The 22618-nt window shown below is 64.4% G+C and carries 16 protein-coding genes and 1 pseudogene; 9 read left to right on the top strand and 8 right to left on the bottom strand.

Going from position 1 to position 22618, the window contains the following annotated elements:
• Positions 1–424: 424 nt before the first annotated feature.
• Genes ACQUSY_RS12755 through ACQUSY_RS12735 form a run of 5 tightly spaced genes read right to left on the bottom strand, consistent with a single transcriptional unit; the run spans position 425 to position 7714 of the window.
• Positions 425–694: a hypothetical protein gene (locus ACQUSY_RS12755; protein WP_428904832.1), complete on the bottom strand. Its 270-nt coding sequence runs from the start codon at positions 692–694 to the stop codon at positions 425–427.
• A gap of 27 nt (positions 695–721) precedes the next feature.
• Positions 722–3208, bottom strand: a complete 2487-nt coding sequence (locus tag ACQUSY_RS12750; RefSeq protein WP_428904831.1) for an AAA family ATPase — start codon at positions 3206–3208, stop codon at positions 722–724.
• Positions 3209–3248: 40 nt separating this feature from the next.
• Positions 3249–6551 (bottom strand): DEAD/DEAH box helicase, encoded by a 3303-nt coding sequence (locus tag ACQUSY_RS12745; protein ID WP_428904830.1) that lies wholly within the window; start codon positions 6549–6551, stop codon positions 3249–3251.
• On the bottom strand, positions 6548–7327 hold the full coding sequence (locus ACQUSY_RS12740; protein ID WP_428904829.1) for a hypothetical protein: 780 nt from the start codon (positions 7325–7327) through the stop codon (positions 6548–6550). Before ACQUSY_RS12740 ends, ACQUSY_RS12745 begins: the two co-directional genes overlap by 4 nt.
• A 57-nt stretch (positions 7328–7384) precedes the next feature.
• Complete coding sequence (locus tag ACQUSY_RS12735) at positions 7385–7714, bottom strand: sulfate permease (RefSeq protein WP_428904828.1); 330 nt, start codon at positions 7712–7714, stop codon at positions 7385–7387.
• A 163-nt stretch (positions 7715–7877) separates the two neighbouring features.
• On the opposite strand from ACQUSY_RS12735, the gene ACQUSY_RS12730 reads away from it, so the two are divergent.
• The 4 genes from ACQUSY_RS12730 (at position 7878) to ACQUSY_RS12715 (ending at position 11811) form a co-directional block, all read left to right on the top strand.
• Positions 7878–9023, top strand: a complete 1146-nt coding sequence (locus ACQUSY_RS12730; protein WP_428904827.1) for a DNA-processing protein DprA — start codon at positions 7878–7880, stop codon at positions 9021–9023.
• Positions 9024–9282: 259 nt separating this feature from the next.
• Positions 9283–10446 (top strand): Cmx/CmrA family chloramphenicol efflux MFS transporter, encoded by a 1164-nt coding sequence (locus ACQUSY_RS12725; protein WP_428904826.1) that lies wholly within the window; start codon positions 9283–9285, stop codon positions 10444–10446.
• A gap of 144 nt (positions 10447–10590) precedes the next feature.
• Positions 10591–11430 carry a helix-turn-helix transcriptional regulator gene (locus tag ACQUSY_RS12720; protein WP_428904825.1) on the top strand — a complete coding sequence of 280 codons (840 nt, stop codon included), beginning with the start codon at positions 10591–10593 and terminating at the stop codon, positions 11428–11430.
• Positions 11431–11469: 39 nt separating this feature from the next.
• On the top strand, positions 11470–11811 hold the full coding sequence (locus ACQUSY_RS12715) for a transposase (RefSeq protein WP_428904824.1): 342 nt from the start codon (positions 11470–11472) through the stop codon (positions 11809–11811).
• Here ACQUSY_RS12715 and ACQUSY_RS12710 read toward each other — a convergent pair.
• Positions 11781–12827 (bottom strand): IS110 family RNA-guided transposase, encoded by a 1047-nt coding sequence (locus ACQUSY_RS12710; RefSeq protein ID WP_428904823.1) that lies wholly within the window; start codon positions 12825–12827, stop codon positions 11781–11783. The two genes, ACQUSY_RS12715 and ACQUSY_RS12710, sit on opposite strands and share 31 nt — an antisense overlap.
• Positions 12828–13083: 256 nt before the next feature.
• Here ACQUSY_RS12710 and ACQUSY_RS12705 point away from each other — a divergent pair.
• Positions 13084–13992: pseudogene (locus tag ACQUSY_RS12705) on the top strand (IS3 family transposase); the annotation flags it as partial.
• A 71-nt stretch (positions 13993–14063) separates the two neighbouring features.
• Here ACQUSY_RS12705 and mobF read toward each other — a convergent pair.
• Complete coding sequence (gene mobF / locus ACQUSY_RS12700; RefSeq protein ID WP_428904833.1) at positions 14064–17615, bottom strand: MobF family relaxase; 3552 nt, start codon at positions 17613–17615, stop codon at positions 14064–14066.
• A gap of 307 nt (positions 17616–17922) precedes the next feature.
• Between mobF and ACQUSY_RS12695 the strand changes: the two genes are divergently transcribed.
• Both ACQUSY_RS12695 and ACQUSY_RS12690 read left to right on the top strand, forming a co-directional pair.
• Positions 17923–18123, top strand: a complete 201-nt coding sequence (locus ACQUSY_RS12695; protein WP_428904822.1) for a DNA cytosine methyltransferase — start codon at positions 17923–17925, stop codon at positions 18121–18123.
• A gap of 90 nt (positions 18124–18213) precedes the next feature.
• The gene (locus ACQUSY_RS12690) at positions 18214–18519 is read left to right on the top strand and encodes a DUF1905 domain-containing protein (RefSeq protein WP_428904821.1); all 306 of its coding nucleotides are present in this window, start codon (positions 18214–18216) and stop codon (positions 18517–18519) included.
• Between the two features lie 28 nt (positions 18520–18547).
• On the opposite strand, the gene ACQUSY_RS12685 is transcribed toward ACQUSY_RS12690, so the two are convergent.
• The gene (locus ACQUSY_RS12685; protein WP_428904820.1) at positions 18548–19621 is read right to left on the bottom strand and encodes an IS110 family RNA-guided transposase; all 1074 of its coding nucleotides are present in this window, start codon (positions 19619–19621) and stop codon (positions 18548–18550) included.
• Positions 19622–19740: 119 nt separating this feature from the next.
• On the opposite strand from ACQUSY_RS12685, the gene ACQUSY_RS12680 reads away from it, so the two are divergent.
• A complete protein-coding gene (locus ACQUSY_RS12680) occupies positions 19741–20562 on the top strand; it encodes a DNA cytosine methyltransferase (protein WP_428904819.1) in 822 nt (273 codons plus the stop codon).
• Positions 20563–20999: 437 nt separating this feature from the next.
• Positions 21000–22427: an MFS transporter gene (locus tag ACQUSY_RS12675; protein WP_425309071.1), complete on the top strand. Its 1428-nt coding sequence runs from the start codon at positions 21000–21002 to the stop codon at positions 22425–22427.
• The last annotated feature ends 191 nt before the right edge of the window (positions 22428–22618 follow it).

The following is a 22618-nucleotide window of genomic DNA, read 5'->3' as shown; positions in this document are numbered from 1 at the left end:
AACCACGACCGCCGGCATTCATCGCTCGGCTACCTCGCACCCGTCGACTACGCTCGGCAATGCACCCATCAATCGGAAACCGACGACTCGCACAGCGACCGGACCGAATGAAGGGGGCGGCCCAGGAACACGGAAAACGACCCCCGGACATGAAGAAGCCCAGGCGAGAAACCTACTCTCACCTGGGCTTTTACGTCGGGCTGACAGGATTTGAACCTGCGACCCCCTGACCCCCAGGCGTCCAAACGACTCTGACGAGGCCAGATTCCGCGTGATTCCGGGCGTCAGATCATGCAGAGCACGTCACGAGATGCATGGTTTGCGTGATTCTGGTCCCTTTCTGGTCTCCCGCTCGGCAGCCGACGATCAGGACCGGATCTGGCGCGACACGACTCGGGAGCGGGGTCTTTCTCGGCGCGGCGGCCTATACGTGCTTGCGAATCCACTCCCAAGTGTCCTTCGTCAGCCAGCCCTGACGATCCTGGCCTGAGATGTCGACGACGAACAGCCAGCCACTGTCGTCCATCGCCCCTCGTAGGTGGGTGTACACGGCGTCTGCCGACTTGTTGGATACCACAATCCAAGTGGACTTCATCAAGTTTGCCCAAGTGCCATAGAACTTGATGCGCTCAATTAGCGACTCATAATCCTGCCCCGGTGCGTTCAGGTCATAAGTGACCAGGTATGCGCTCATGCTTTCTCTCCTCTCGAAGTCGACCACTCACGCCTGGGAGACTGCCCCTGGGGCCGCGTCAACGGTTTCAGGCAAGCCAGCGTCGCTGGCGGTCCCTGGCGTTCCCTGTCCCGTGTCAGGACTGGGCGTGAAACTTACTGGCTCGTTGGCGGCTTTGCGCTTCCCGAGATATGCGAGTGACCGAAGAGCGGTGTGAAGCTCTTCAATGTCTTCGATGGCCTCGCGTGGGTCATCATCGAGGTGGAACTGAGGTCGCCATGAGCGCATCTCAGCCCGAACGTCTTCGGCTTCCTCGGAATTGTCGAGTTGTCCAGAGATCTCCTCGATGAGTAGCAGGACGTGCTCGCGCGTTGCAGTGGAGACATGCTCTCGCATGAATCGATCTCGCGCGCGGTTGATACGGCTGGAGACACGTTCCACGCTCTCGGCGCGAACCGCTGCTCGCTGCCTGACACCGAGAGCCGTGAACAGCTGACGGAAGTTCGCGGCCAGGAGCTGACGATCCTCCTCCTGCACCGCGTCGCTCGCGAGTTCTGCCAGAACACTCCGGGCAAAACCGATCTTGTTCAATTCGAAGCTCTCCTGCCCAGTGACCTTGCGGATGGCTTGCTCCAGAGCGTCGATCGTTCCTTTGGCTCCCGCTTTGGTCGGTGCTTCATCGAACACCGTGCCAGCGCTGAGTCCGAGCGTTGAAATATCAACGTCGGGTACGAATTCAGCGCAGTAGCGGCTCGCAGCTGCGATCGCGATGTTGAACGGGATCAGATCTTCAATGGCGACCCTGCCGTGCGGGTTGTCGGTCGTGACGCCATCGAGTTCTGCGTCGGAGAGTTGAAGCACAAGGTCGTCGGCAATGAGCGGCTTGCGCCGAGCACCACCCCTACGGATTGTTGCCCGAGCTTCGTTGCCTGCCTTATCGCCGTCCAGGAGCGCGATCACTGCCGGCTGTTCAATGTCACGCCCCCTGGCTAGATAGATCAGATACGGCACTTGACTGACACCACCGGCAGGGACGAGCGTGATGCGGTTGAGATCGAGCCTTTCGCGGTCGGGAGCGTTCTGGCGACCCAGCCAGCTTGAGATCCCCGCGAGCAGAATCTGATCAGACGGACCTTCCAGCATCAGGTTGCAGGTGCCGATGAAGGCGGTCTCACCGACGAAGCTCCCGAACGCAGATCTGAGCGGCTCGTAGTGGTTCTGCGCAACGCTTGCGACGATGCGTGTCCCCTCGTCGTGTTCGCCCTTTTCGAGTACTCGAATTCGCTCGGCATGGTTCTTATCGATCAGGAACGGTGAGTGGGTGACATAGAGGACCTGTACTGGAGCGCGGGCCTCGTCTTCCGGGTCCGCGAAGTCTGCGAACACTCTTAGGAGATCCTGTTGACCGGAACTAGATAGAAAGCGGTCGGGCTCGTCCATCAGCAGAATTTCTGGTCGCCCATCGCTGGGAGCCTCGTGGGCGAGGTACTGCACGAAGTAGCTCAGGAAGTACTTGAGGCCATCGCTTCTCTCATCGAATCCGTAGGAGCGTCCAGTCCGATCCCGGATCATGAAGACCAAGTCGTATTCAAAGAGTGCGACAAACAACTCGAACTGACTGTCTTGCGTCCACCAGTGCGGGAAGTTAAGCGCCTTCGAAAGCTCACTGTTGATCGTATCGACGATGCTGTTCGCGTACCCGTTCTTGGTGCGGACTGCGTTCTGCAACTCCACGAATTGGGAGCGGTCGAGGCCAGCGACCTTGAGCAACAGATCAGCAGCGAGATGGTACTTCTTAAGTTCCTCATTGTCGATTGAGGTCGAGGTCTTGAAGGAAGACGAGATCTCGTTTGCCTGGCTGACAACGGAGTCTTTCGAGTCGAACCAGCTGGAGTTGTTCGTGACGGCATCCCAGATGCTTCGAAGCACGCTGCGTCCGACAGCTGCCGTCGCTTTGCCTGTGGCCAAGAACTCCAGGGGAACGCTATCTGGCAGGGGCACATCGGCGTCTATATTGAACGGCGCTGGAAGTCCAGCTTCGCTCAAGAGCGTCGGCTTCTTGATATGACTGGGTTCCAGCCACTGATCCCCGCGATAGGCGTAGAGGCGAAGTTGCGGGGTCGTATTCATTCGGAATATGGCAACGCGATCAGTTCCACTGAGTCCTGTCTCGCCGGTCGCTTCCTCGATCGCCTTGATATCAGCCTCACTGATGTCTCGGAACTCGGCCCCGAACTCTGGACGAACAAGAGTCTTGTCCACGGAGAAGAACGGCGAGTAACGGCAGAAGTCGCTTCTCTCGTATCCTTCGCCAGTAAGCGCAGCGCGCACGGCCGCGAGCACCTGGCTCTTGCCTGACTCATTGCCGCCGACGACAGTAGTGATCTGGTCCTCCAGGCGCAGCCGCACGAACGGGTACTGCGCTCCAGAAGGTGTGCTATCCCAAGGGTCAGGGCTGTAGTTCGGATTCGAGAGGCGCACGTAGTCATAGTTCAGCGAGCGAAAGAATCTTGCGTAAATGGCGGTGAGCTTCATTGCGTGCGCCTTTCGGGGCGTCAGATGGGAGCGGCGATCGCTATGATCCCGATTGGGCTTTTCTTACTTTTGCGGCGGCGGTCCTGGTTCCGGGATCACCGGCACTACCTGATAGCACCTGCCATAGGTCCCGCAGGTCGGCTCCTGCCAAGTCTGACCCTCTTGGAACGTGCCGACCCCAGTCAGTGTCGGAAAGTTGCGAAAGGAACTCTCGGGCCTCTGAGGGACGAAGGGCGCCTGAGTCATGGCTCCGCGCAAACTCTGCACCGAGCGAGTTCGCAGCCGTTCTCGGGACTGAACTCATCCGCATGACGACGCCCGCCTCAGTGTTGACACCGTGATACAGCATGGCACCTAGAAGATTGATGCTTCGCAAATCGCTCTCACTCACGTTCTCGAAATCGATTCCGCTAGTGGGCAGCTTTGACAAGGCGGAAATACCCCACGTACCGGCAGTCGCAAGGTTCCGGTAGATAGCCTTAGTTGCTTCCGTGAGAGCGGCCGTTGGGCTTGATGCATCACCAAAGTATCGCTCGGCGATGGACTTGATGGAGACGCCCGCCACCCAATCAGCGGCGATCTTTGCGGCCCTGTCGCCGATTCCCTCGCCGACACCACTCAGTTCATCGATACTCTCTCTGATCTGCGGTAGCTGAAGCATGACCCGCATGAGGTCAGGTAGAGCGCTAGAGGTGACATCGCCAAACAGGCTGCCCGGTTGCCAATCGCTCGCGTCGAGCGACTTGTCCATCCGACGCATCTCGCCCATCGCTGAACGGATCCCCTCGGGAGTAAACCCCGTGCTGTCGGCAAGCGTCGTCGTCTCGACGTTCTGTGCAAGCTCTGCGGCGTATGCTCGCGTCGCCTCCAGCAGCCTCAGTCCCTTTTGCCGTTCAGCGGGGCTCGCCTCGGCCAGGGATGAGTATCCGAACGTGTTGCGCAGCAGCAGCTCTGTCTCAGATAAGACTGCATCTAGGTTCTTCTTCTGAGCGAATAGGTGCGCGACGTAACTGCGGAAGTCTGCCCATTGGTCGTTGTAGAGCGATCGTTCAAGATTCAGCAATCGACCGGCATCTTCAAGTTCGTCCAGGAGAACCACGAGCCTGGAAACAAGCGCTCCTGCTTGTTCCGACAAGAACTGTGCCAGCGGCTCTCTATCGCCTTCCTTGCTAGAGATACCGACAACGCCGATGCTGTCCTGGTCTACGCGGCCTGCTCTGCCCGCGAGGTTCCAGAACTCGCGAGCAGTCATGGGGCGGTTGAACTTGCCGCTCGGCAAGTTCCGGCTTGCGAGGAGGATGGATGAGACCGGGAAGTTCAGGCCCTGGGAGAGTCCGGTTGTCGCCACGAGAATCCGCAGTTTCCCTTGCTCGGCGAGCCATTCCATCAGTGCGCGGGTTTCGTCGGAGAGCCCCGCATGGTGTACTCCGACCCGCCGGGCGAGCATTCCGATGAGGGCGTAGTCTTCGCTGATTTCCGCTGCTAGGTAGCGCTGCACCAGAGCAATATCCGGATCGTCCGCTTCTGGAAGCTCTCCTGAGAGTTCCTCCGCGATTGTCCACACCGTCGGGATTGTCGGGCATATCACGATCGCAGTCCCTCGCTCAGATAGCGTTAGCGCCGATGCGCCAGCGATCTTGCTGAGACTGTTCTTGATACTAGAGAATGTGCGATCAAGTTGTGGCGCTTCACCAATCTGGTAAAGGCCTGAGACGTTCATCGATGAGCCGCTAGTCAGCATGGGTTCGAAAGAGAGTCGCCAATCCCTACCCCGCCCAGAGGCCGGAGCTACTGCTGAGACAAGACCGATTAGCCGATCATTGGGCTGCCAAGGTGTTGTTGCAAGACTTATGCTCTTACCAGTGCGTGGCGCTAGCCATCGGGCAAGGTCGTCGCCATTCGGCACATAAGGCATAAGCAACAAGAAGTTCGCCTGGGTGCAGTCTCGTTTGACCGTGGCTAGCAACAGTTCGATGCGAATACCTCGGTCGGAATCTTCAATGTTGTGCGCCTCATCTAACACCAGCAATGCGAGTGGGCGATCGATCGCCGCATTGCGGATTGCCAGGTGGAGCTTCTCCGGAGTTGCCACCAACACGTCAAAGGGAGACTCGTTGAGCATTCCGGCTTCGATTTCATCGATCTCCACAGCGGAGGTGAGCTCCTCAACCCGAACACCGCTCGGCCCGAGGTCACGCCTTAGCCGTCGAGTGATCTGCGAGACGAGCGCCCGTGTCGGCGCCACATACGCGACCCAGCCCTTGTCCTGCTTGAACTGGCTAATCGCCTGAACAATCTTGAACTCGGCGAGGATGGTCTTGCCCGCGCTCGTCGGAAGATCGACGACGACGGCCGCGCTCGCCGGGTCCAGAAGCCCCTGTTCCTGGATCGCGATGCGCTGCGGAGGCAGCATCTCGAACATGGATCGGTGCCGGGTCGCGGTTTCGACGATGCTCCGAATTTCGGGACCGATTCGCGTGACAGACCACAGTGCCCCCGCCACCATACGTTGAGCCATCGCACGTTGCCACTGGAGCACCACTACGAACGCTGGATCAGCAGACTGCTGCGCCGCGGAAATCGCTCGGTCGAAGTGGAAGTCAAGTTGCGTTGCGATGTCCGCTGGCTCCCCTTGCATGAGGTAGGTGGCAACCATCTCGGAGAGCCTGGCCCAGTGGTACAAGGCCACGAGGCGCCACCCAGCTGCCTGCAATTCTTCGGGCCGCGATTGTGCACTGAAGAGAAGCTCCTCGTTCTGCCGCTGCTCTGCGCGCAGCCGCGCCACGGTTTCTGCGACGCCTTCCAGGTCGTGCCATCCGTCTTTGCGAAGAAGCCGAGTCCAAATCTGCCCGAGGTCACTTAGAACGCGTGTGTCCCATGAGCCGTCGGATTGGAAGAGTTCCGGGTTGACTTCGCGCTCGCGCATCCAGGCCCGGTACTCCGCCCAACGGTCTGAACAGTATGCGAGCGCACCAAGTTGGAGGACTTGATGTACCAGCGCCTCCAACGAGTCAAGCTTCAACGGAAGCGCCCGAAGGAGAGCGAACGCCTCGTGGGCCGCGGCCTCCGCCACCGCGTCGTCTGATGTGCCCGAGTGCAACGACACCTGCGCGAGGGCCTCGATACCTTCGCTGGCGACAATCTCATAGGCGAAGGCGACGTCCTGAATGAGAGCCTCGGTCGCGGCGTCGTGAGTGCCTTCGCGGTGAAGCTGGCGGCCAAGGTTCGAGTCGACGTACATGGAGGCAGCCGCGTCGTGGGCCGCATTCACCCGGTCCGCGCCGAGGGCTTCGATTGCCCAGTGTGACCTGAGGCGGCTGATTGCTTCGCGGGAGATAGTCATGCCGCGGTCTCCAATACGACCGAAGCATCAGCGACCTGAGCCAGTAGTTCGGCGGTCAGGTAGATCGCGACGAGCGCCATGCTGGTTGGTTCTTTCACGGACTGGGCAAGACTGGAAGCTCGGGCACGAAGGTCTGCCTGGTTTGGTTCGGTCGCATGGATGAGAACGCCGTAAATGACGACATCCAGGCTGTCCGCTAGGTAGGTTGCAAGCGCCCGACGGAAACTATCCAGCCACGATTTGCCCACCGAGTTCATCGTCAGGTATCGAATCGCCCACCTGCTACGGTCGTCGCCCGCGTTGAGTCCGGACAACTGACTATGAAGCCCGTGGCTTCGGCTCGTCAGCAAGCCGGGAGGCCATGCCTGCTGATGGCTGGTCTTCACTTCAGCAAAGACGAATCGAACTCGATCGCTCGCGTGGAATCCAATAAGGTCCACGCCCCCTCCGCTGCTGTTGGGGTTTCGCGTCGATCGACTATCCGGCCAAGGGAACTCGCATCCGACCTCCGTGACCAGATGATGTTCGGCGAGCGCCTCCCCTACTCGCCATTCATCGAAGGAGTCAGGAGAGTTGAGAATACTCTCCAAACGCTCGTTCTCGAAGTCGGTCTTTGCCAGGTCGGCGAGCGCCTCGCGCGCTTCTTGAACGCCAGTGTCATCTCGCAGAATCGATTGCACACCTGGCGCGATGTCGGCGACATCCGCCTCTTCAAGGAGGTGACCGGTCGCGGAGACTGCGCCGTGGTCGACGGTGTACGCCAGCGATCCGACCACTGCACCACCTCTCCCTTGCTCCCCACGCGCGGAAGGGTAGGCTCCGCTGGCACCAGTCTACTTGGACACCTCCGACAGACAGCCTTCCCGGCGCCCGCGAGTCCTCGACCTAAGCAGTAGGAGCAGGCTGACCGGCCCGATCCAGAGGAACTTGAAGGCGTTCCAGATGAACAGTAGGACCAGCAGGTAGAGCCAGCCGGGACCGTCGTCGTTGATGATCGTGGTGCAGATCGCGGCGGCGTAGAGGTAGGGCACGGCCAGGAGCATCGCGGGGACGCCCCATTTGAGGCCGCGTCGGGTGCGGATGGCGTTGAGCAGCAGGTTGGTGGGTGCGTAGCGGAGTACGCCGTAGCCTCGTGCGCTGAGTGCCACAGATGTGCGGAGCATTGCGGGCCTCTTTCCTCGTCATAGCGCGACGGCGTTCCGTCGTGGAGGCGGCTATGAACCGAGTGCCCGCGAGGGGCCGTCCCGAAGGACCCGCGTAGTTTGCTGAACCTGCCTCGCTACCGAGTTTACGACTGACTCGTGACAGAGGGAACCCCGGCGGCAGATGGGCGTGTACCTCGTCGGTGACCTTGGAGCGAGAGGACACCGAATCATGGCGACGTTGGCGGAGCAGGTGCAGGGTGAGCGGATGGCGCGGATCGCGTTGTCGATGATCGCCGAGCCGAACGACCCGACCACCGGGTACATCCTCACCCGTCACGGCGGGGTCGAGACGCTGCGGCTGATCGAGGCGGACGACGAAGTGCCCGGTCTGGCGCGCGCCGACGTGCTGATGTGGCGCGAACGGCTGACGGCGCGGATCACGCCCGGCCTGCTGGATCGGATGGCTCAGGCGGAACGGCACGGGTTCGGCGCGGTCATCCAGGCCGACAAGGAGTGGCCCGCCGGGCTGAACGACCTGAGCGATCGTGCGCCATACCTGCTGTGGACGCGCGGCGCGGTCTCGTTCTTGACGACGCCGCTGAGTGATCGGGCCACGATCACGGGCGCTCGCGCCGCGACCTCCTATGGCGAGCACGTCGCCGGCGAGCTGGCGACAGGTCTTGCCGATGAGGAACGGGTCGTCGTCTCCGGTGGCGCCTACGGCATCGAAGGTGCCGCGCACAAGAGCGTGCTCGCCGCGAGCGGACACACGATCGCCGTCTTGGCCGGCGGGCTGGACCGTCCCTACCCTGCCGGGCACAGCGAGCTGCTGGGTCGCATTGGAGATGTCGGGCTGCTGGTGAGCGAGCTGCCGCCGGGCGCCGCGCCGACGAGACACAGGTTCCTGGCTCGCAACCGCCTGCTGGCGGCACTNATTGGAGATGTCGGGCTGCTGGTGAGCGAGCTGCCGCCGGGCGCCGCGCCGACGAGACACAGGTTCCTGGCTCGCAACCGCCTGCTGGCGGCACTCTCGGGTGCGACCGTGATCCCCGAGGCCGGTCCCCGATCCGGGTCGATGACCACCGTCATCGCCGCGCACGAACTCGGCCGGGGCGTCGGCGCGGTGCCCGGTCCGGTGACCAGCGTGGCGAGCGCAGGGCCGAACGAACTCATCAAGCAAGGCTTCGCCGTGCTCGTCACTCAGCCCAGCGACGTGATCGCTCTGCTCGATTCCAACACCCCCAACCGCGTTGTTGCGCGATCGGAACTTGGACGGGACCTCGGCTACCGGCGCCCGTCTTCGGGCGCACCGGGACCCTCGCTCTAACTTCCGCCGCCCCGCATCAGGCGTCATGGTGCCGGCACCCAGGTGTCAGCGATGCTTCTCCGGTAGACTTGATGGCATGGGATCGCCTGAATCAGACAGAGCGGGGCTACCGGTACACCGGTAGCCCGTGATGCTGGCGTTTTCCTCATCCTCTTTTCGCGCGCTTCTTGGCGCCGCGTCTGTGTGAGCTTGCGCATCCGAAACACCGGTCGTGCCATACGCACCCGTACCCGCTCTCTCATGTTTCGGAAGCACACTCATGCCCTTCTTGTTGTATCTGCTCGCCCTGGCTGTCTTCGCCCAGGGAACCTCCGAGTTCGTCCTGGCCGGTCTGCTGCCAGCGATCGCTGCTGAACTCGGCGTGTCGCTGAGCCAAGCCGGTCTGCTGACCTCCGCGTTCGCGGTCGGCATGGTCATCGGTGCACCCGCGATGGCCGCCGGCGGCCGGAGACTGTCGCCACGGTGGACGATGACCGGTTTCCTCACCATCTTCGTGATCGCCCACGTCGTGGGGGCCGTCACCGACTCCTTCGCAATCCTCCTGCTGACCCGGTTCGTCGCCGCCCTCGCGAACGCCGGATTCCTCGCTGTGGCCTTGTCGACGGTCGGTCGGATCGTGCCCGCGGGCCAGCGCGCCCGCGCTCTGGCCGTGATCCTCGGCGGCACCACCCTCGCACTCATCGCTGGCGTCCCCCTTGGCGCTCTCGTCGGCGAGGTGCTGGGGTGGCGTATGACCCTGTGGGCGATCGCCGTCATCTGTCTGCCTGCGCTCGCGGCCGTGCTGGTAGCGACCCCGACCCGGACCGAGCCCGGTGCCACAGCCACCGCCCCGGCGACACTTGGCGCCGAACTGTCGGTACTGCGGCGGAGACCGCTACAGCTCGCTGTCACCTTGGCGGTCCTGGTCAACGCAGCGACATTCTGCACATTCACCTACCTGGCGGTGATCGCTACCCAACCGGCGGGCGTAAGCGAGGCCGCGATGCCCGGACTCCTGGCGCTGTTCGGGATCGGTGCCTTTCTCGGGGTCACTGTGGCAGGCCGGCTCGGGGACCGTCATTGGCGTCCGTTGCTCGGGATCGCGAGTCCCATCCTGCTCGTCGGCTGGGTCACGCTCGGCCTCGCGCCCGTCAGTCCCGCCCTGCTGTGGTCGCTTGCGTTCACGCAAGGCGCCTTGTCCTTTGCCGTCGGCAGCACCCTGATCGCCCGGATTATGGCCGAAGCTGAAGCGGCCCCAACCATGTCCGGGGCCTACTCCACCGCAGCGCTCAACATCGGAGCGGTCATCGGTCCCATCGCCGGCGGTCTTGCCCTCCACCTCGCCGGAACCCACGGCATCGCTCTGACCAGTGCAGCACTCATCGGCCTCGCGCTGCTTCTGTGGTTGTGCAGCGCAAACCAGCACGAAGGAACCGGCATTTAGGACAGGCCACGGAAAGAAGACCCGGCACCGACAGGGTTCGACAGCACGATGTCACCTCCTCGCGGCGGATCACTCTGGTTCGAGCCAGTCGTAGCTCGAACCAGAGTGATCCGCGCAGCCGTCGCACCTCTGGCATTCAACTGCGTGACCGTGACGGTCGTTCGCGCCGGCAGCGCGATCTTGCTCAGCGAGTTCGGACAGAAACCGATCAACGTAGGCGACGTGACCCTGCTGGGCGCGAACACGCTTTGTGGCGGGGAACCGGAAGGGCAGGTGACTGTCACGACGATCTGCGCGGACACCGACTACGTGATCGATCAGGTGTTCTGGCAGCACGTGGGCCTGTTGCAGGATCGATTGGACGCGCAAGACCTCGCCGCCACCATCTATACCGAGCCCGCGCAGATACTTCGCCTCGGCGAGGATCGGGTCAGTGCGCTCGAGCCCTGGCTGGATGAGCTGGTGGCACTCAGCACTGAGCACCGTCCGGTGGAGAACTTCCACCGGATGCAGGCATTGTGGTTCTCCATAACGCACGTGATCGCGCCGTTCATCAGAACATCTGAGATGCGCCTGTCATCGACGCAACGAGCGACGACGTGGCCTGCAGTTCCGCGCGTTCGCCGGTTCTCCCCACTACGCCGAGAGGCACGGAGAGGCGCTGAGCTGCTGTACGCCGATCCAGCGCGGCGTTGGTCGGTGGGCGACCTCGCCGCCGAACTGCATCTATCGAAGTCGCAGGTTAGCCGACTGTTCGTGGACGCCTACGGCAAGTCACCGATCGCCTATCTGACGATGCTGCGGACAGAGCGGATGGCGCGCCTGCTCCGCACGAGCGATGATCCGATTTCGGTGATCGCCCGTGAGGTTGGCTGGGGCGATCCTGACTTCGCGGCACGTCAGTTCCGCCGCAGCATCGGCGTGACACCCCGTAAGTACCGTTCGATGATCTATGGGACTGCTGCACGAGTAGGTGACATCTGATCTGGCTTGCCCGAGGGGTGGGCCTGGAAGGATGTTGCTGTGCCTAAGCCCTACCCGAGCGAGTTCCGTGACGACGTCGTTCGCGTCGCGAGGAACCGCGAGCCCGGAGTGACGATCGAGCAGATCGCGAAAGACTTCGGAGTTCACCCGATGACGCTGCAGAAGTGGCTGCGTCGCGCCGACATCGACGAGGGCGCCAAGCCCGGCCAGACCCGGACCGAGGCGGCCGAGATCCGTGAGCTGCGGAAGCGGAACCGGCTGCTTGAGCAGGAGAACGAGGTCCTGCGGCGCGCGGCGGCGTATCTGTCGCAGGCGAACCTGCCGGGAAAAGGACGCTTCTATGCCTCGTGTCAAGTCATGCGGGTGCGTAGTTCACGGTAGAGCGCTCGGCAGACGTAGCGTTTTAGGCAGCGTCGGATCTCACGGTTGGAGAGTCCTTCGGCTCGGCGGCGGGAGGCGTACTCACGGGTGGCGGGGTCGTAGCTCAGGCGTGTGCGGACGACGACGTCGACAGCGCGGTTGAGTTGGCGATCGCCGGACCGGGAGAGGCGGTGGCGGGTGGTGTTGCCGGATGACGCGGGCAGCGGGGCGATGCCGCCGAGCGCGGCAAATGCAGCTTCCGATCGAACGCGGCCGTGGTGGGAGTAGGCCGCGACCAGGATCGCGCCGGTCACGGCTCCGACTCCGGGGACTGCCTGCAGCCCCGGCGCCAGCGCTTCAGTGAGCTGCCCGAGCTGGCGGTGGTTCTCTCGCAGAACTTCGGTCTGCTCGAGCACGGCTCTGGCGAGTCGCCGTGCTTCTTCGCGGAACACCCGAGTTGTCGCGTCGTCGCGATTCGTGCGCCAGGCTGCTATCGTCGCGATCTGGGCGTCTGTGAGCGGCTTGCGGGCGTCGACCGAGAGGTCGATGCTGCGGACAAGGGCGGTGAGGGCGTTGCGATTCGCGGTGCGTTGCTGATCGACGAGCGCGCGGGCAGCCAGGAGTACGCGCAACGCCGTCCGGTCCCCGGTTCGGCGTGGCTGGGCGAGCTTGTCGAGGTCTTCTCTGATCACGCTTCTCGCGGCGGCTTCCGCGTCGATCGGGTCGGACTTCCCGGTGCGGGCGCGTGACGGTCTGGCGATCGGTCGGATCTCCGTAACTTCGAACCCGCTCGCAGCCAACGCCGCCGCGATGCCCGCGCCGTAGGAGGACGTCCCCTCGACGGCTGCGAGGGTCGTCGTCCCCTGGGAGCGTCGCGCGATCCAGGAGAGCGCGCGGTTGGTGCCGGCAACTGTGGTGGGGAAGGTGGCCGTGTCGATGATGCCGCCGGTGCGGGTCTCGACGAGGCAGTAGGTGTGTGTTCGAGCGTGGGTGTCGATGCCGACGACGTGTTCGAACTGATCGGCGACTGTGGTCATGCGAGCTCCTCTGGGAATGTCAGCACTTCGGCGGGCTGGCTCGGGTGGGGTCGCTCAGAGACACATCTGTAATGAGTCACGCCATCGCGGGCGGACAGGCTTCTGATCAAGGCATCTGCGCGGGCAGGCCGAGCCGCGGCACGGTCGCGGACACGTCCTTTTCAAGACACCGCCGCGAGCGACGGGTCGGTTCTACCCGGAGTCACACGACCGAGCCGAGGCCCAGCCTGTCAGCCGGCCGCAGGCCCGCCAGAAGCCATTACAGTTCTACCCGCTCGTGACAGAGCTCGCCGTTGCAGGGATCCCTGTGACGGTGACGTGCCGGGTATTGAAGCTCTCCCGCCACCCCTACTACCGGTGGCTGGCTGACCCCATCACCGAGAGCGAGGTGGTGGAGGCGTATCGCGCGAACGCGCTGTTCGACGCCCACCAGGACGACCCCGAATTCGGGCACCGGCTCCTCGCCGACGAGGCCCGCGACAACGGTGAGGCGATGTCGGACCGGACCGCGTGGCGGATCGCGTCGACGAACGGCTGGTTCAGCGCGTTCGGGAAGCCCAAGCGCAGCAAGCACCGCCGGCCCGGTCCGCCTGTTCACGACGACCTCTGCGCCGTCGTCGACGAGCACGGCCGAACCAGGCACGTGTTCGCCGCGGACGCCCCGAACGAGCTGTGGCTGACGGACATCACCGAGCATCGGACCGCGGAGGGCAAGCTCTACCTCTGCGCGATCAAGGACGTCTACTCGGGCCGGATCGTGGGGTACTCGATCGACTCGAGGATGAAGTCGCGACTGGCCGTCCAGGCGCTCGAGAACGCCGTCGCGATGCGCGGCGAGGTCGCCGGCTGCATCGTTCACAGCGATAGAGGCAGTCAATTCCGAAGCCGAAAATTCCGGCGCGCTCTCGCCCAGCACCACATGGTCGGGAGCATGGGCCGGGTCGGGTCGAGCGGCGACAACGCAGCCATGGAGAGCTTCTTCGCATTGCTGCAGAAGAACGTCCTCGACCGCCGCGCCTGGACCACCCGCGAGCAGCTGCGCATCGCGATGGTGACCTGGATCGACCGGACCTACCACCGGCGACGCCGTCAGGCCCGGCTGGGGCGTTTGACGCCCATCGAGTTCGAGACCATCATGAACACGACCGTCGCGCTGGCGGCGTGACTAGGAACTGTCACCTATCCGTGCAGCAGTCCCTATGACCGTGCAGCGCAGGTGGTTGGCTGATGGCGGTTTCAGAGGCTCGGCCCCTGCCGCACCACGACGTTCGTCCGCTGCTGCTCCGCCGGTGTGTCGGCGGCGATGGCTTGTGTGCGGTTGAGAGCGGCGCGGGCGCGGATGGCGTCGATCTTCTGACTGGTGCTCTCCGGCGTCGGGCCGAGCGGGGTCCGGTCATCGGTGATGCTGTAGCGGTCGCGGTAGGCGGCGATGGTGCAGGCGGCGCGCCACCATGCCGCCTTCTGCTTCTCACCCCTCGGTGCCGTGCCGAGGTCTGCCGTCCACGGTTCCTCATCGGTCAGGGAGCCGCGGAGCACGGCGTCGGCGCGGGCCTCGATCAGCTCGCGGCGCTCGTCCAGAGCTTGCCGCATGTCGTCGGTCATCTGTCCGCCGGCGTGCGGGATCAGGCCGACGATCAGCCTCGGGGGCTTGCGGGTGCGGCCTGATCCGGCAGGCCGTGCGGTGGCGCGCGCGACGCGGGCGTGGAGAACGGAGGCGATGTCGTCGGCATCGTCCAGACTCCGCGCGGCGACCAGACGCGGGAGCAGCGCGTCGAGGTCATGGTGGTTGGCTTCGGCGTGACGCAGCTCGGCCGACAGCGCGCCGTGGGCGTCGGAGCCGAGCACGTCTTCGACCTGCTCGACGGGGAGCCCGGACGCGGCGAGCAAAGTCGCCCAGCGGTCGTGCTGGGCGGCTTGCGCGATGGTGTCGTACTCGGCCGCGAGTTGGGCGATCGAACTCCAGCGGTCTTGCTCGGCGGCGATCGTCTCGTGCGCGGACAGCTCGGCGCCGATGTGCTGCAGAACGCCGTAGAGGACCGAGCCGGCGGTGACGTTCGGGTTGTCGCCGGGATGCGGCACCGCGTGTTCGGCGTCCTCTCGATCGACGGCGACGTAGGCGTGGTTGCCGTGGGCGCCGCGGGTCATGGAGACGTAGAAGTTCTCCCGCGTGGTGGTGGCAGTGACGACCGCGTGCGCGGTGTCGGTGGTCACGCCTTGGGCGCGATGTGCGGTGACCGCGTAGCCGAGGTCCAGGTGCTCGGCCACATAGTCGGCCGGCAGGACGATCCCGCCGCCGAACCTGCGCCCGGCCGGACGGATGCTGACCGACCCATCCTCCCGAACCCCGGTGACGATCCAGCGGGAGCCGTTGCGGACCCACGCTCGGCCGTTGCGGAGCCGCCGGTCGTTCTCGCGGGTGATGACCAGATCGCCCTCCGAGACCGCGGTGCCATCGTGCAGGGCGAGTTCGCGAGTGGGATTCACGGTGCCGTCGATGATCCGATCCGCCCGCGCCCTGGCGTTCAGCTCGGTGACGGTCGCCTGGGTCTCGGTGACCAGGATCGACGCGCGCCCAGCGGCAAGATCACGCCGCCATGCGGTGTAGGCGGCGTCGACCATCGCTTCCTCATCGCCCCCGGTGATCCGGCCGTGCTCGATCAGGGTGTCGATCGCCTCGGTGCGGCCGTGGCGGAGCTGGAGCGAAGTGGCCTTCTCCCACTCATGGGTGAAGCGGTGCAGATCGGTCAGCTCGGGGGCGTCGTCGCGGGCGTGCACGAGCATGGCGAAACTGCCGCCGGCGCCGGGTGATTGGAGCTGGCCCCAGTCGCCGACCAGGAGGACTTTCGCGCCGGCCTTCTCGGCTTCACGGGTGAGCCGATCCAACGACATCGTGCCGGCCAGGCTCGCCTCGTCGATGATGACGAGCTGCCCGGCCGTGAACGTGGCCCCGTACATGATGTGGTTCTGCCACCACTTCGCCGTGTTCTCCGTGGCGATGCCGAGGTCATCGGAGAGGACCTGCGCGGCGCCCGCCGAGGGGGCGAGCCCGATCACCGAGCCGATGCCGTGCTCCTTCTCCCATGCCCGCCGGAGCCCGTTCATCGCCGTCGTCTTACCGGCCCCGGCCGGACCGACCAGCACGTCCACGACACGGCCGGAGACCGCGACCGCGGCCAGGGCCGCGGCCTGATCCTCGCCGAGCACCCGGCCGCGTGCGTCGGGCTTGCGCGCGATCCTCTCGACCGTCTCCAACGGCACCACCGGCCCGGCGGTCTTGGCGGCGCGCGCCAGGAGGCGGTCTTCGGCGGCCAGCAGGACTTCGGATGAGAACAGGGCCGAGGCGTGCGGCCGGAACCGGGAAGTGCCGTCCACGCGGCGGAACTGCAACGGGCTCGACGCCAGCTCCGGCGGCGTCAGCCGCAGCGAAGCGTGCTCGGCAACATCGACCACGAGCCCGGTGATCGCCTCCCGATCCTGGATGCTGGCGAACCGCCACCCCATCAACTGCCTGCTCGCTTCGGCGTGCAGGTTCCAGCGGGTCCAGGTCGAACGCTTCTCACCCACCGTCTCCATCACCGTCTGCCCGACCTCGCGCACCACATCCAGCGGCACGTCGTCGGCGCGCAGCACCCGCCGCGGTGCGTCTGCGGTGGATGCGGTGAGCGTGCGCGCCCAGCCGTTCGCGTCCCGGCGCAACACCCGGCCGGCGCGCTGGCGCCATTCACGGGTGAGGTCGGCCAGCGACCGGACCTGCTTCTCCGGCCTCGTGGCGAGCGTCGCCTGTGCCCGCAGTTTCAGAACCGTTCGGGATGAGGGCTGCCTGCCGTGCTTCGCGACGTACCCCGCGACGAGGCGGTCTTTCTCGGCCTCGATGTGCCGTGACCGGGTAGAGAACTCGGCCACCAGCTCATCGGGCACGCCCTCGATTTCCCATGCCGGGTTCCGATCCCTGCCTCGCTCGCGCACTTCCCACTCCACACCGAGAACATGGGTGAGCTGATCGGCCAGAGCAGCGTTGTAGAGCTCGGAGACCGCGACGACCACCGCGTGCATCGGCCGGCCCGCGAGGGTCCGCCAACGCCCGTCCTGCACAGTCAGGACCTTGTTGCTGATGACGACGTGTGTGTGCAACTGCGGGTCGCCGGCGCGGCTGTCGTAGTGATCGAACGCCGCGGCCACGACACCGGCAACATCGACGTGCGCAACCGCTCCGTCCGGGCCGGTTGCACCGACGCGGGTTGCGGCAACCTCGCGTTCGAGGAACGCAACCAGCTCTGCAACCGCCGCATGATGAGCGTCCGCGATCAGGGCTTGGGTGCCGGCGTCCGCAACCGCCCAGATCGTGGAGACTGACTTCGGCACGCTGAACGTGAAGTCGTAACCAGCTACCGCACGGCGGGTGCCGCGCTCGGCTTCCTCCGCCTCGATTGCGGCCACTTCCTGCGCTCGAGTCGCCGGTCCCAACTCGGGGTCGAGGACGTCGACGCGCTGCTTGATCCGCTCGGTGATCGACGCGAACTGCTGGTAGGCGCGGCCCAGCGGCTCGCCCGTGATCGGGTCATGGCCCATCCCGACCAAGAGCGCGAGCTGAGCTTCTGAGACCTGCGCTCCCGCGACCAGCTCGCCGTGCCCGAGCCGATCCAGCCCCGAGCCCATCCAGAAGCCCGGCGGCGTCCCCGCCTCCGCGTAGTAGCGGGTCAGCGGCGTGCTCAGGCTCCGGTCGCCGTCGCCCGCGGCGATGGACTTCAACAGGTACTTGTAGCCATCGCCCGCGCTCATCACACGCATCGAAACCGTCACCTGGGCTGCTCCTTCCGCCGACGTTCGGAGGGCAGGTGAGCCCGCGAGGCCGGTCGCATCCGATGCGACTCGGGACGGCTCGCGCCTCGTCTGAAAGACGTGTGGTGGCTCTGATGGCCGGAGGCAGGGAGTCCGGCATGCCTGACAGACGAGTGAGTCAGGACGGTGCGCGTCGGCGGCGCATGTGAAGACGGACGCGGCGGATCGGGTAATCGAGCACCTAGAGGTTGACCAGCCCGGCAACGACTTCCTGTGAGGAGTCCGACCGGGGATCACCCTGTCAGCCGGAGTCCTCATGCTCGACACCGATCACCACGACCGCCCGCTGCAGGTCGGCTCCCTATTCAGTGGCTACGGCGGACTCGACCTCGCCGTCGAGCACGTCTTCAACGCCGAGACCGTTTGGTTCTCCGAGATCAACGAACCCGTCGCCCGCGTCTTCGCTCACCACTGGCCCGACGCCCACAACCTCGGCGACATCACCACCATCAACTAGAGCGGCGTGCCAGCCGTGGACATCCTCTGCGGCGGCTTTCCATGCCTCAATGTCAAGCTTCGCCCGCGTGGGGTGAGCAGACAGTTCTGGATGGCAGTGTGGTTGACCGCATACGCTGTGGTCATGGGTGCGGAGCAGCTGAGGTTTCAGACGACGATCGGTGTCGAGGTCAAGGGCGACACATGGAGTTGTGTGGAGATTCCTGGGTCGGCGGAGTTCTTCGGCACCGGCAAGACGGTCAGAGTCGACGCCAGCATCGATGACGTCCTGCTGGAGAACGTCGGGGCGATGGTGACCGGCACCGGAGGTCACATGGTGTCTCTGAACGCCAAGGTCCGCAAGACCTTGGGCAAGGACGTTGGCGACACCGTCGACGTGACGATCACGAAGCGATAGCTTGCCGGCTCAGCCGTGGTCGCCGTCCCTATGCGGCGAGACGCTGAATTGTGGGCGGTTCAACCAGGCTGGCCTCTTGCGGGACGCTCGCGCGCAACAGTGCGAAGACGCGCCTGGCAAGGTGCCGTTTCAACGCGCGGATCGCCTCGGTGTTCGAGTTCCCCATCGCTCGCCTGGCCGCGAGGTAATCCTGGGCCGGCGGGTGCATACGCTTCTGAGTGATCGCGATGCGGTGGATCGCGGCGTTCATCCGTCGGTTCCCGCCGCGGTTGAGCCTGACTCGCTGGCTGTTACCGGAGGACGCCGGAATCGGTGCGCAACCGGTGAACATCGCGAACGCCGCTGCGGATTTGAATCTGTCGGGGTTACCGGTCTCAGCCACGATGCGCGCCGCCGACATAGGGCCGCACCCAGGGAGATCCAATAGTTGCGGCGCCTCGACTTTGATGCGCGCCTCCAGTTCCCGTTCGAGACGTGAAGCGCGGTCGCCCAGGTCCTTGATCCGCTCAGCCAGGTCCAGGCAAATCGACGCCGCGATGCCGCCGTCGCGCTCGCGCAGGAACGCGACGACCATGGTGTTCCACTTCGGCCGATGCAGCTTGCGGGCCGGGATCGTGGCGGCGAAGTCCGGGTCGATATCGTGCAGGTGCCAGCGCAGCCGGCAGCACATACGCACCATCTCACCCACCAGGTCCTCCCGGTGATCCAGGAGCATCTTGATCTCCCGCACGTCCGTCTCCGGCACCGCCACTGGTAGGTCCTCCGCCAACGCCGCACGAGCGCAGGCCAGGGCGTCAATCGGATCGGACTTCCCGATCGCGCGCACCCGGCGGCGATAGTCGGCGCTCATGTGCGTCGGCACCCAGACGACCTGTTCGTCTTCGGCGAGCAGGAACCGCACGAGCCCGCCGGCGACGTGACGCACGTCCTCGACCGCCCAACGATGAGGGCCCAACTTCCTCGCCCAGGCAAGCAGCGCACGGTATCCGCGCGGTCTCGCGGTGGCGTCCTTCACTTCGAGCTGCCTGCCGCTGCGGTCCACCGCGACAGCGACCAGGACGTCCTTGTGCGGATCGAGCCCGATCACGACCTCCGCGTCCATCTCCGTTCTCCTCTCGTGTTTCAGGGGTCGACCGGTGGACATGCCTCAATCAAGAACCCCATCCGAGGTCACGCTCCAATGAAGTCACACCGGCCCCCAGCGAAGCGGCGACGGGCGACATGACAAGACCACGTCAACCATCAAGGCGACCTCAGGGAAGGAGCCAACCCGCCACCGTGCTCCCATTCTCGAAGCACGGCCCGGTCGACTCTCTCGTCGGTTGCGCTCGTGGTGACAGCACGGGAACGAGTCAGCCCGACGCCGCTTCACTGGCCACCGTCCACGAAGACGGCACCACCACCCTGACATTGGAGCGACAGGACGTGTCCACTGTAGGCAAGCAGGCTGGCCTCGCACCCGGCACCCGCTCAGGACTTTGGTCACACATGGCCGAAGCGATCGACGTGCTGAAGCCTCAGCTCGTCGTCATCGAAAACGTGCGGGGCCTGCTGTCCTCACCCGCCGTCCGTGCACCATTGGAAGGAAAAGACGATGCGCAACGCGACCCGGAGTTTGCAACCCACGGCGATGCAACCGTTCGCAACCTGGAACCCGACTCGTGGGGCTTGGGAGACTTCCCAGCTCGACCTCTCCGGGCAGCCGGCGCCGTACTCGGTGATCTGGCCGACCTCGGGATGGATGCACGATGGATCGGTCTACCAGCTTCCCTCGTCGGCGCACCCCATCACCGCTATCGCATCTTCATCTTTGCCCATCGCCGGGACACTGTTTCGTACCCCGCTGGCCTCGGACTCAGCCCGTGGCAGCGAAACACTGGATCAAGTTCGCGCCCGACGCGGCACCATCGCTCTGAGCCATCAGGTTATCGACATCGCACTGAACGGACCGCCTGGCTCGCGAGCCAAGTACAACGAGTCCGAGACCCTGTGGAGCCTGATTCAGAGCATCTTCGACGCTGGGGGGGTACGCCCGTGCGATAGCCCGTTGGGAGCACATCACCGGACGACCAGCCCCATCACCGACGCTCCTGAACGACACGGACGGTCCGAGGCCGTCGCCGGAGTTTGTGGAGTGGCTCATGGGCCTCCCATCTGGATGGGTTAGCGCCTCTGAGCACGGCCTTACCGTGAACCAACAGATGAGTACCCTCGGGAACGGTGTTCTCAGCCTCCAGGCCTTAGCAGCAATACCTCCCCGAGTGAGCCCGTGGCACGGGTCATCTGCCGCCGACGCTGCTGTCGGCTAGAATGGGAGGCATGTCAGGTGCTTCTGCTGCGGCCGCCGCCGCTGTGACGGAGACGCTCCGCTAGCGGCGGAACGTCTTCTCACTTTTCCAGTTCCACGTTCCGTCGCTTGATCGTCGGTTCGGAGCGACACCCGTTGTCGCCCGATTCTTCATTCGAGCAGCGGAGTTTTTATGTCTTTCAGCACCTCATCATCGCGGCCAGCGCAAGTGTCGGCCGCGCGTTCCTGGGCAGCCCTCGTGTGCCTGTCTGTCCTGCAATTCCTCATCGCCGTCGATGTCACCGTGGTCAACGTAGCGCTGCCATCCATAGGCAACGATCTGGGCGTTGACCCGCGTGGGCTGACATGGGTCGTCGTCGGCTACACCATCGCAGGCGGCGGCTTGCTCATGCTCGGTGGGCGCCTGGGGGACGTCTTTGGCCGCCGCCGCCTCCTTCTCACCGGTACAGCGATCTTCGGAGCAGCCTCGCTGATGGCGGGCCTCGCGGATTCCTTCGCGCTACTCGTTGTCGCCAGGTTGCTCCAGGGAGCAGGCGAAGCACTCGCCCTGCCTGCTGCGATGGCAACGATCGTCCTGCTGTTTCCCGAAGGGAAGGCTCGCAGCCGTGCCCTGAGCGTCTGGGCGGCAGTGGCGAGCTGCGGTCTCGTACTGGGATTCGTGCTCTCGGGAATCATCACCGAGCACCTGGGGTGGCGATGGATCTTCCTCATCGCGGTTCCGTTCATTCTGTTCGTACTGCTCGCCACGGTAGTCCTCCTGCCACGCGACCAGAAACAAGAGCGCGCCCCGTTGGATTTCCTTGGATCGATTCTGCTGACGAGTGCACCCCTGCTGTTCGCATTCGGGGTGGTCGAAGCCGGAGAGAACACCGGGAATCTGCCGTGGCTAGCAATCGCCGCGCTGATAGGAGCGAGCGTCGCCGCAGGCCTGTTCGTCACCGTGGAACGCCGAGCCGCGAATCCTCTGGTTCCTCTGACCTTCTTCCACAACCGAACACGAGTACGAGCAAATCTTGCGACTGCACTGCTGAGCGCGGCGCTTTCGACATCGTTCCTGCTGTTCACGTTCTACCTACAGGATGAACTCGGTCTTTCCCCACTGGAAGCCGGTCTGCTACTCCTGCCCCTTGCCGTGGCACTCATCGGCGCCGTGACCATCGTGCCCCGCCTCTTGGGGCGCTGGGGAGCGCGTTCTTGCATCGTTGTCGGGCTAAGTTCTGCAGGCGTAGGCATGATCGTGATCGCTATAGCTGCGCAGTTCGAAGCCCCCGCATGGCTGCTGATCCCAGCGATGCTGTTCATCGCCGCAGGTATGGGATTCGGGCTCGTGGGACTGCAGTATGCGGCGGTGACCGAGGTCACAGAAGAGGATGCGGGAGTCGCGTCCGGGGTCCAGCGGGCCTCGGACCAGCTCGGCGGGTCCGCGGGGGTCACCGTCTACGTCGGATTGGGTTTTACGTCGATCGTCCACGGGATATCGCCCTACGTACTGAGCAGCGGACTCGCAATTATCGGTCTCTGTATTGCAGGAGGCGTTGCCGCGCGAATTGCCCTCCCCAACGTCGAAGTCACGAACACTGACTCGATGGGCAGTTCGTAGGCATCCGCGAGCACATGAATGCGATGGACGAGGTGCTCAATGGCGTCCTCGGACAGCTCGTTTGATGGCTCTTCGCATTTGAGGGTGTAGGTGGGGTGCGCTCGCTGGTTCGCGGATAGGGGTCGAGGTCTTCCAGGATGGAAGTTCCTACGCTGCCCATCTGAAAGACCTCGACGTGCTCAACGCTACCT

This window comes from Microbacterium daqui (assembly GCF_050408675.1).
Taxonomy (GTDB): domain Bacteria; phylum Actinomycetota; class Actinomycetes; order Actinomycetales; family Microbacteriaceae; genus Microbacterium.
Note: the sequence above shows the minus strand (reverse complement) of the source record. Positions and strands in the feature narration are given on the sequence as shown.

Excerpts from the sequence above, each read along its gene's own strand:
- ACQUSY_RS12755 (WP_428904832.1), bottom strand. The coding sequence starts at position 694 with ATGAGCGCATACCTGGTCACTTATGACCTGAACGCACCGGGGCAGGAT.
- ACQUSY_RS12750 (WP_428904831.1), bottom strand. The coding sequence starts at position 3,208 with ATGAAGCTCACCGCCATTTACGCAAGATTCTTTCGCTCGCTGAACTAT.
- ACQUSY_RS12745 (WP_428904830.1), bottom strand. The coding sequence starts at position 6,551 with ATGACTATCTCCCGCGAAGCAATCAGCCGCCTCAGGTCACACTGGGCA.
- ACQUSY_RS12735 (WP_428904828.1), bottom strand. The coding sequence starts at position 7,714 with ATGCTCCGCACATCTGTGGCACTCAGCGCACGAGGCTACGGCGTACTC.
- ACQUSY_RS12725 (WP_428904826.1), top strand. The coding sequence starts at position 9,283 with ATGCCCTTCTTGTTGTATCTGCTCGCCCTGGCTGTCTTCGCCCAGGGA.
- ACQUSY_RS12710 (WP_428904823.1), bottom strand. The coding sequence starts at position 12,827 with ATGACCACAGTCGCCGATCAGTTCGAACACGTCGTCGGCATCGACACC.
- mobF (WP_428904833.1), bottom strand. The coding sequence starts at position 17,615 with ATGCGTGTGATGAGCGCGGGCGATGGCTACAAGTACCTGTTGAAGTCC.
- ACQUSY_RS12695 (WP_428904822.1), top strand. The coding sequence starts at position 17,923 with ATGCTCGACACCGATCACCACGACCGCCCGCTGCAGGTCGGCTCCCTA.
- ACQUSY_RS12690 (WP_428904821.1), top strand. The coding sequence starts at position 18,214 with ATGGCAGTGTGGTTGACCGCATACGCTGTGGTCATGGGTGCGGAGCAG.
- ACQUSY_RS12685 (WP_428904820.1), bottom strand. The coding sequence starts at position 19,621 with ATGGACGCGGAGGTCGTGATCGGGCTCGATCCGCACAAGGACGTCCTG.
- ACQUSY_RS12680 (WP_428904819.1), top strand. The coding sequence starts at position 19,741 with ATGACAAGACCACGTCAACCATCAAGGCGACCTCAGGGAAGGAGCCAA.
- ACQUSY_RS12675 (WP_425309071.1), top strand. The coding sequence starts at position 21,000 with ATGTCTTTCAGCACCTCATCATCGCGGCCAGCGCAAGTGTCGGCCGCG.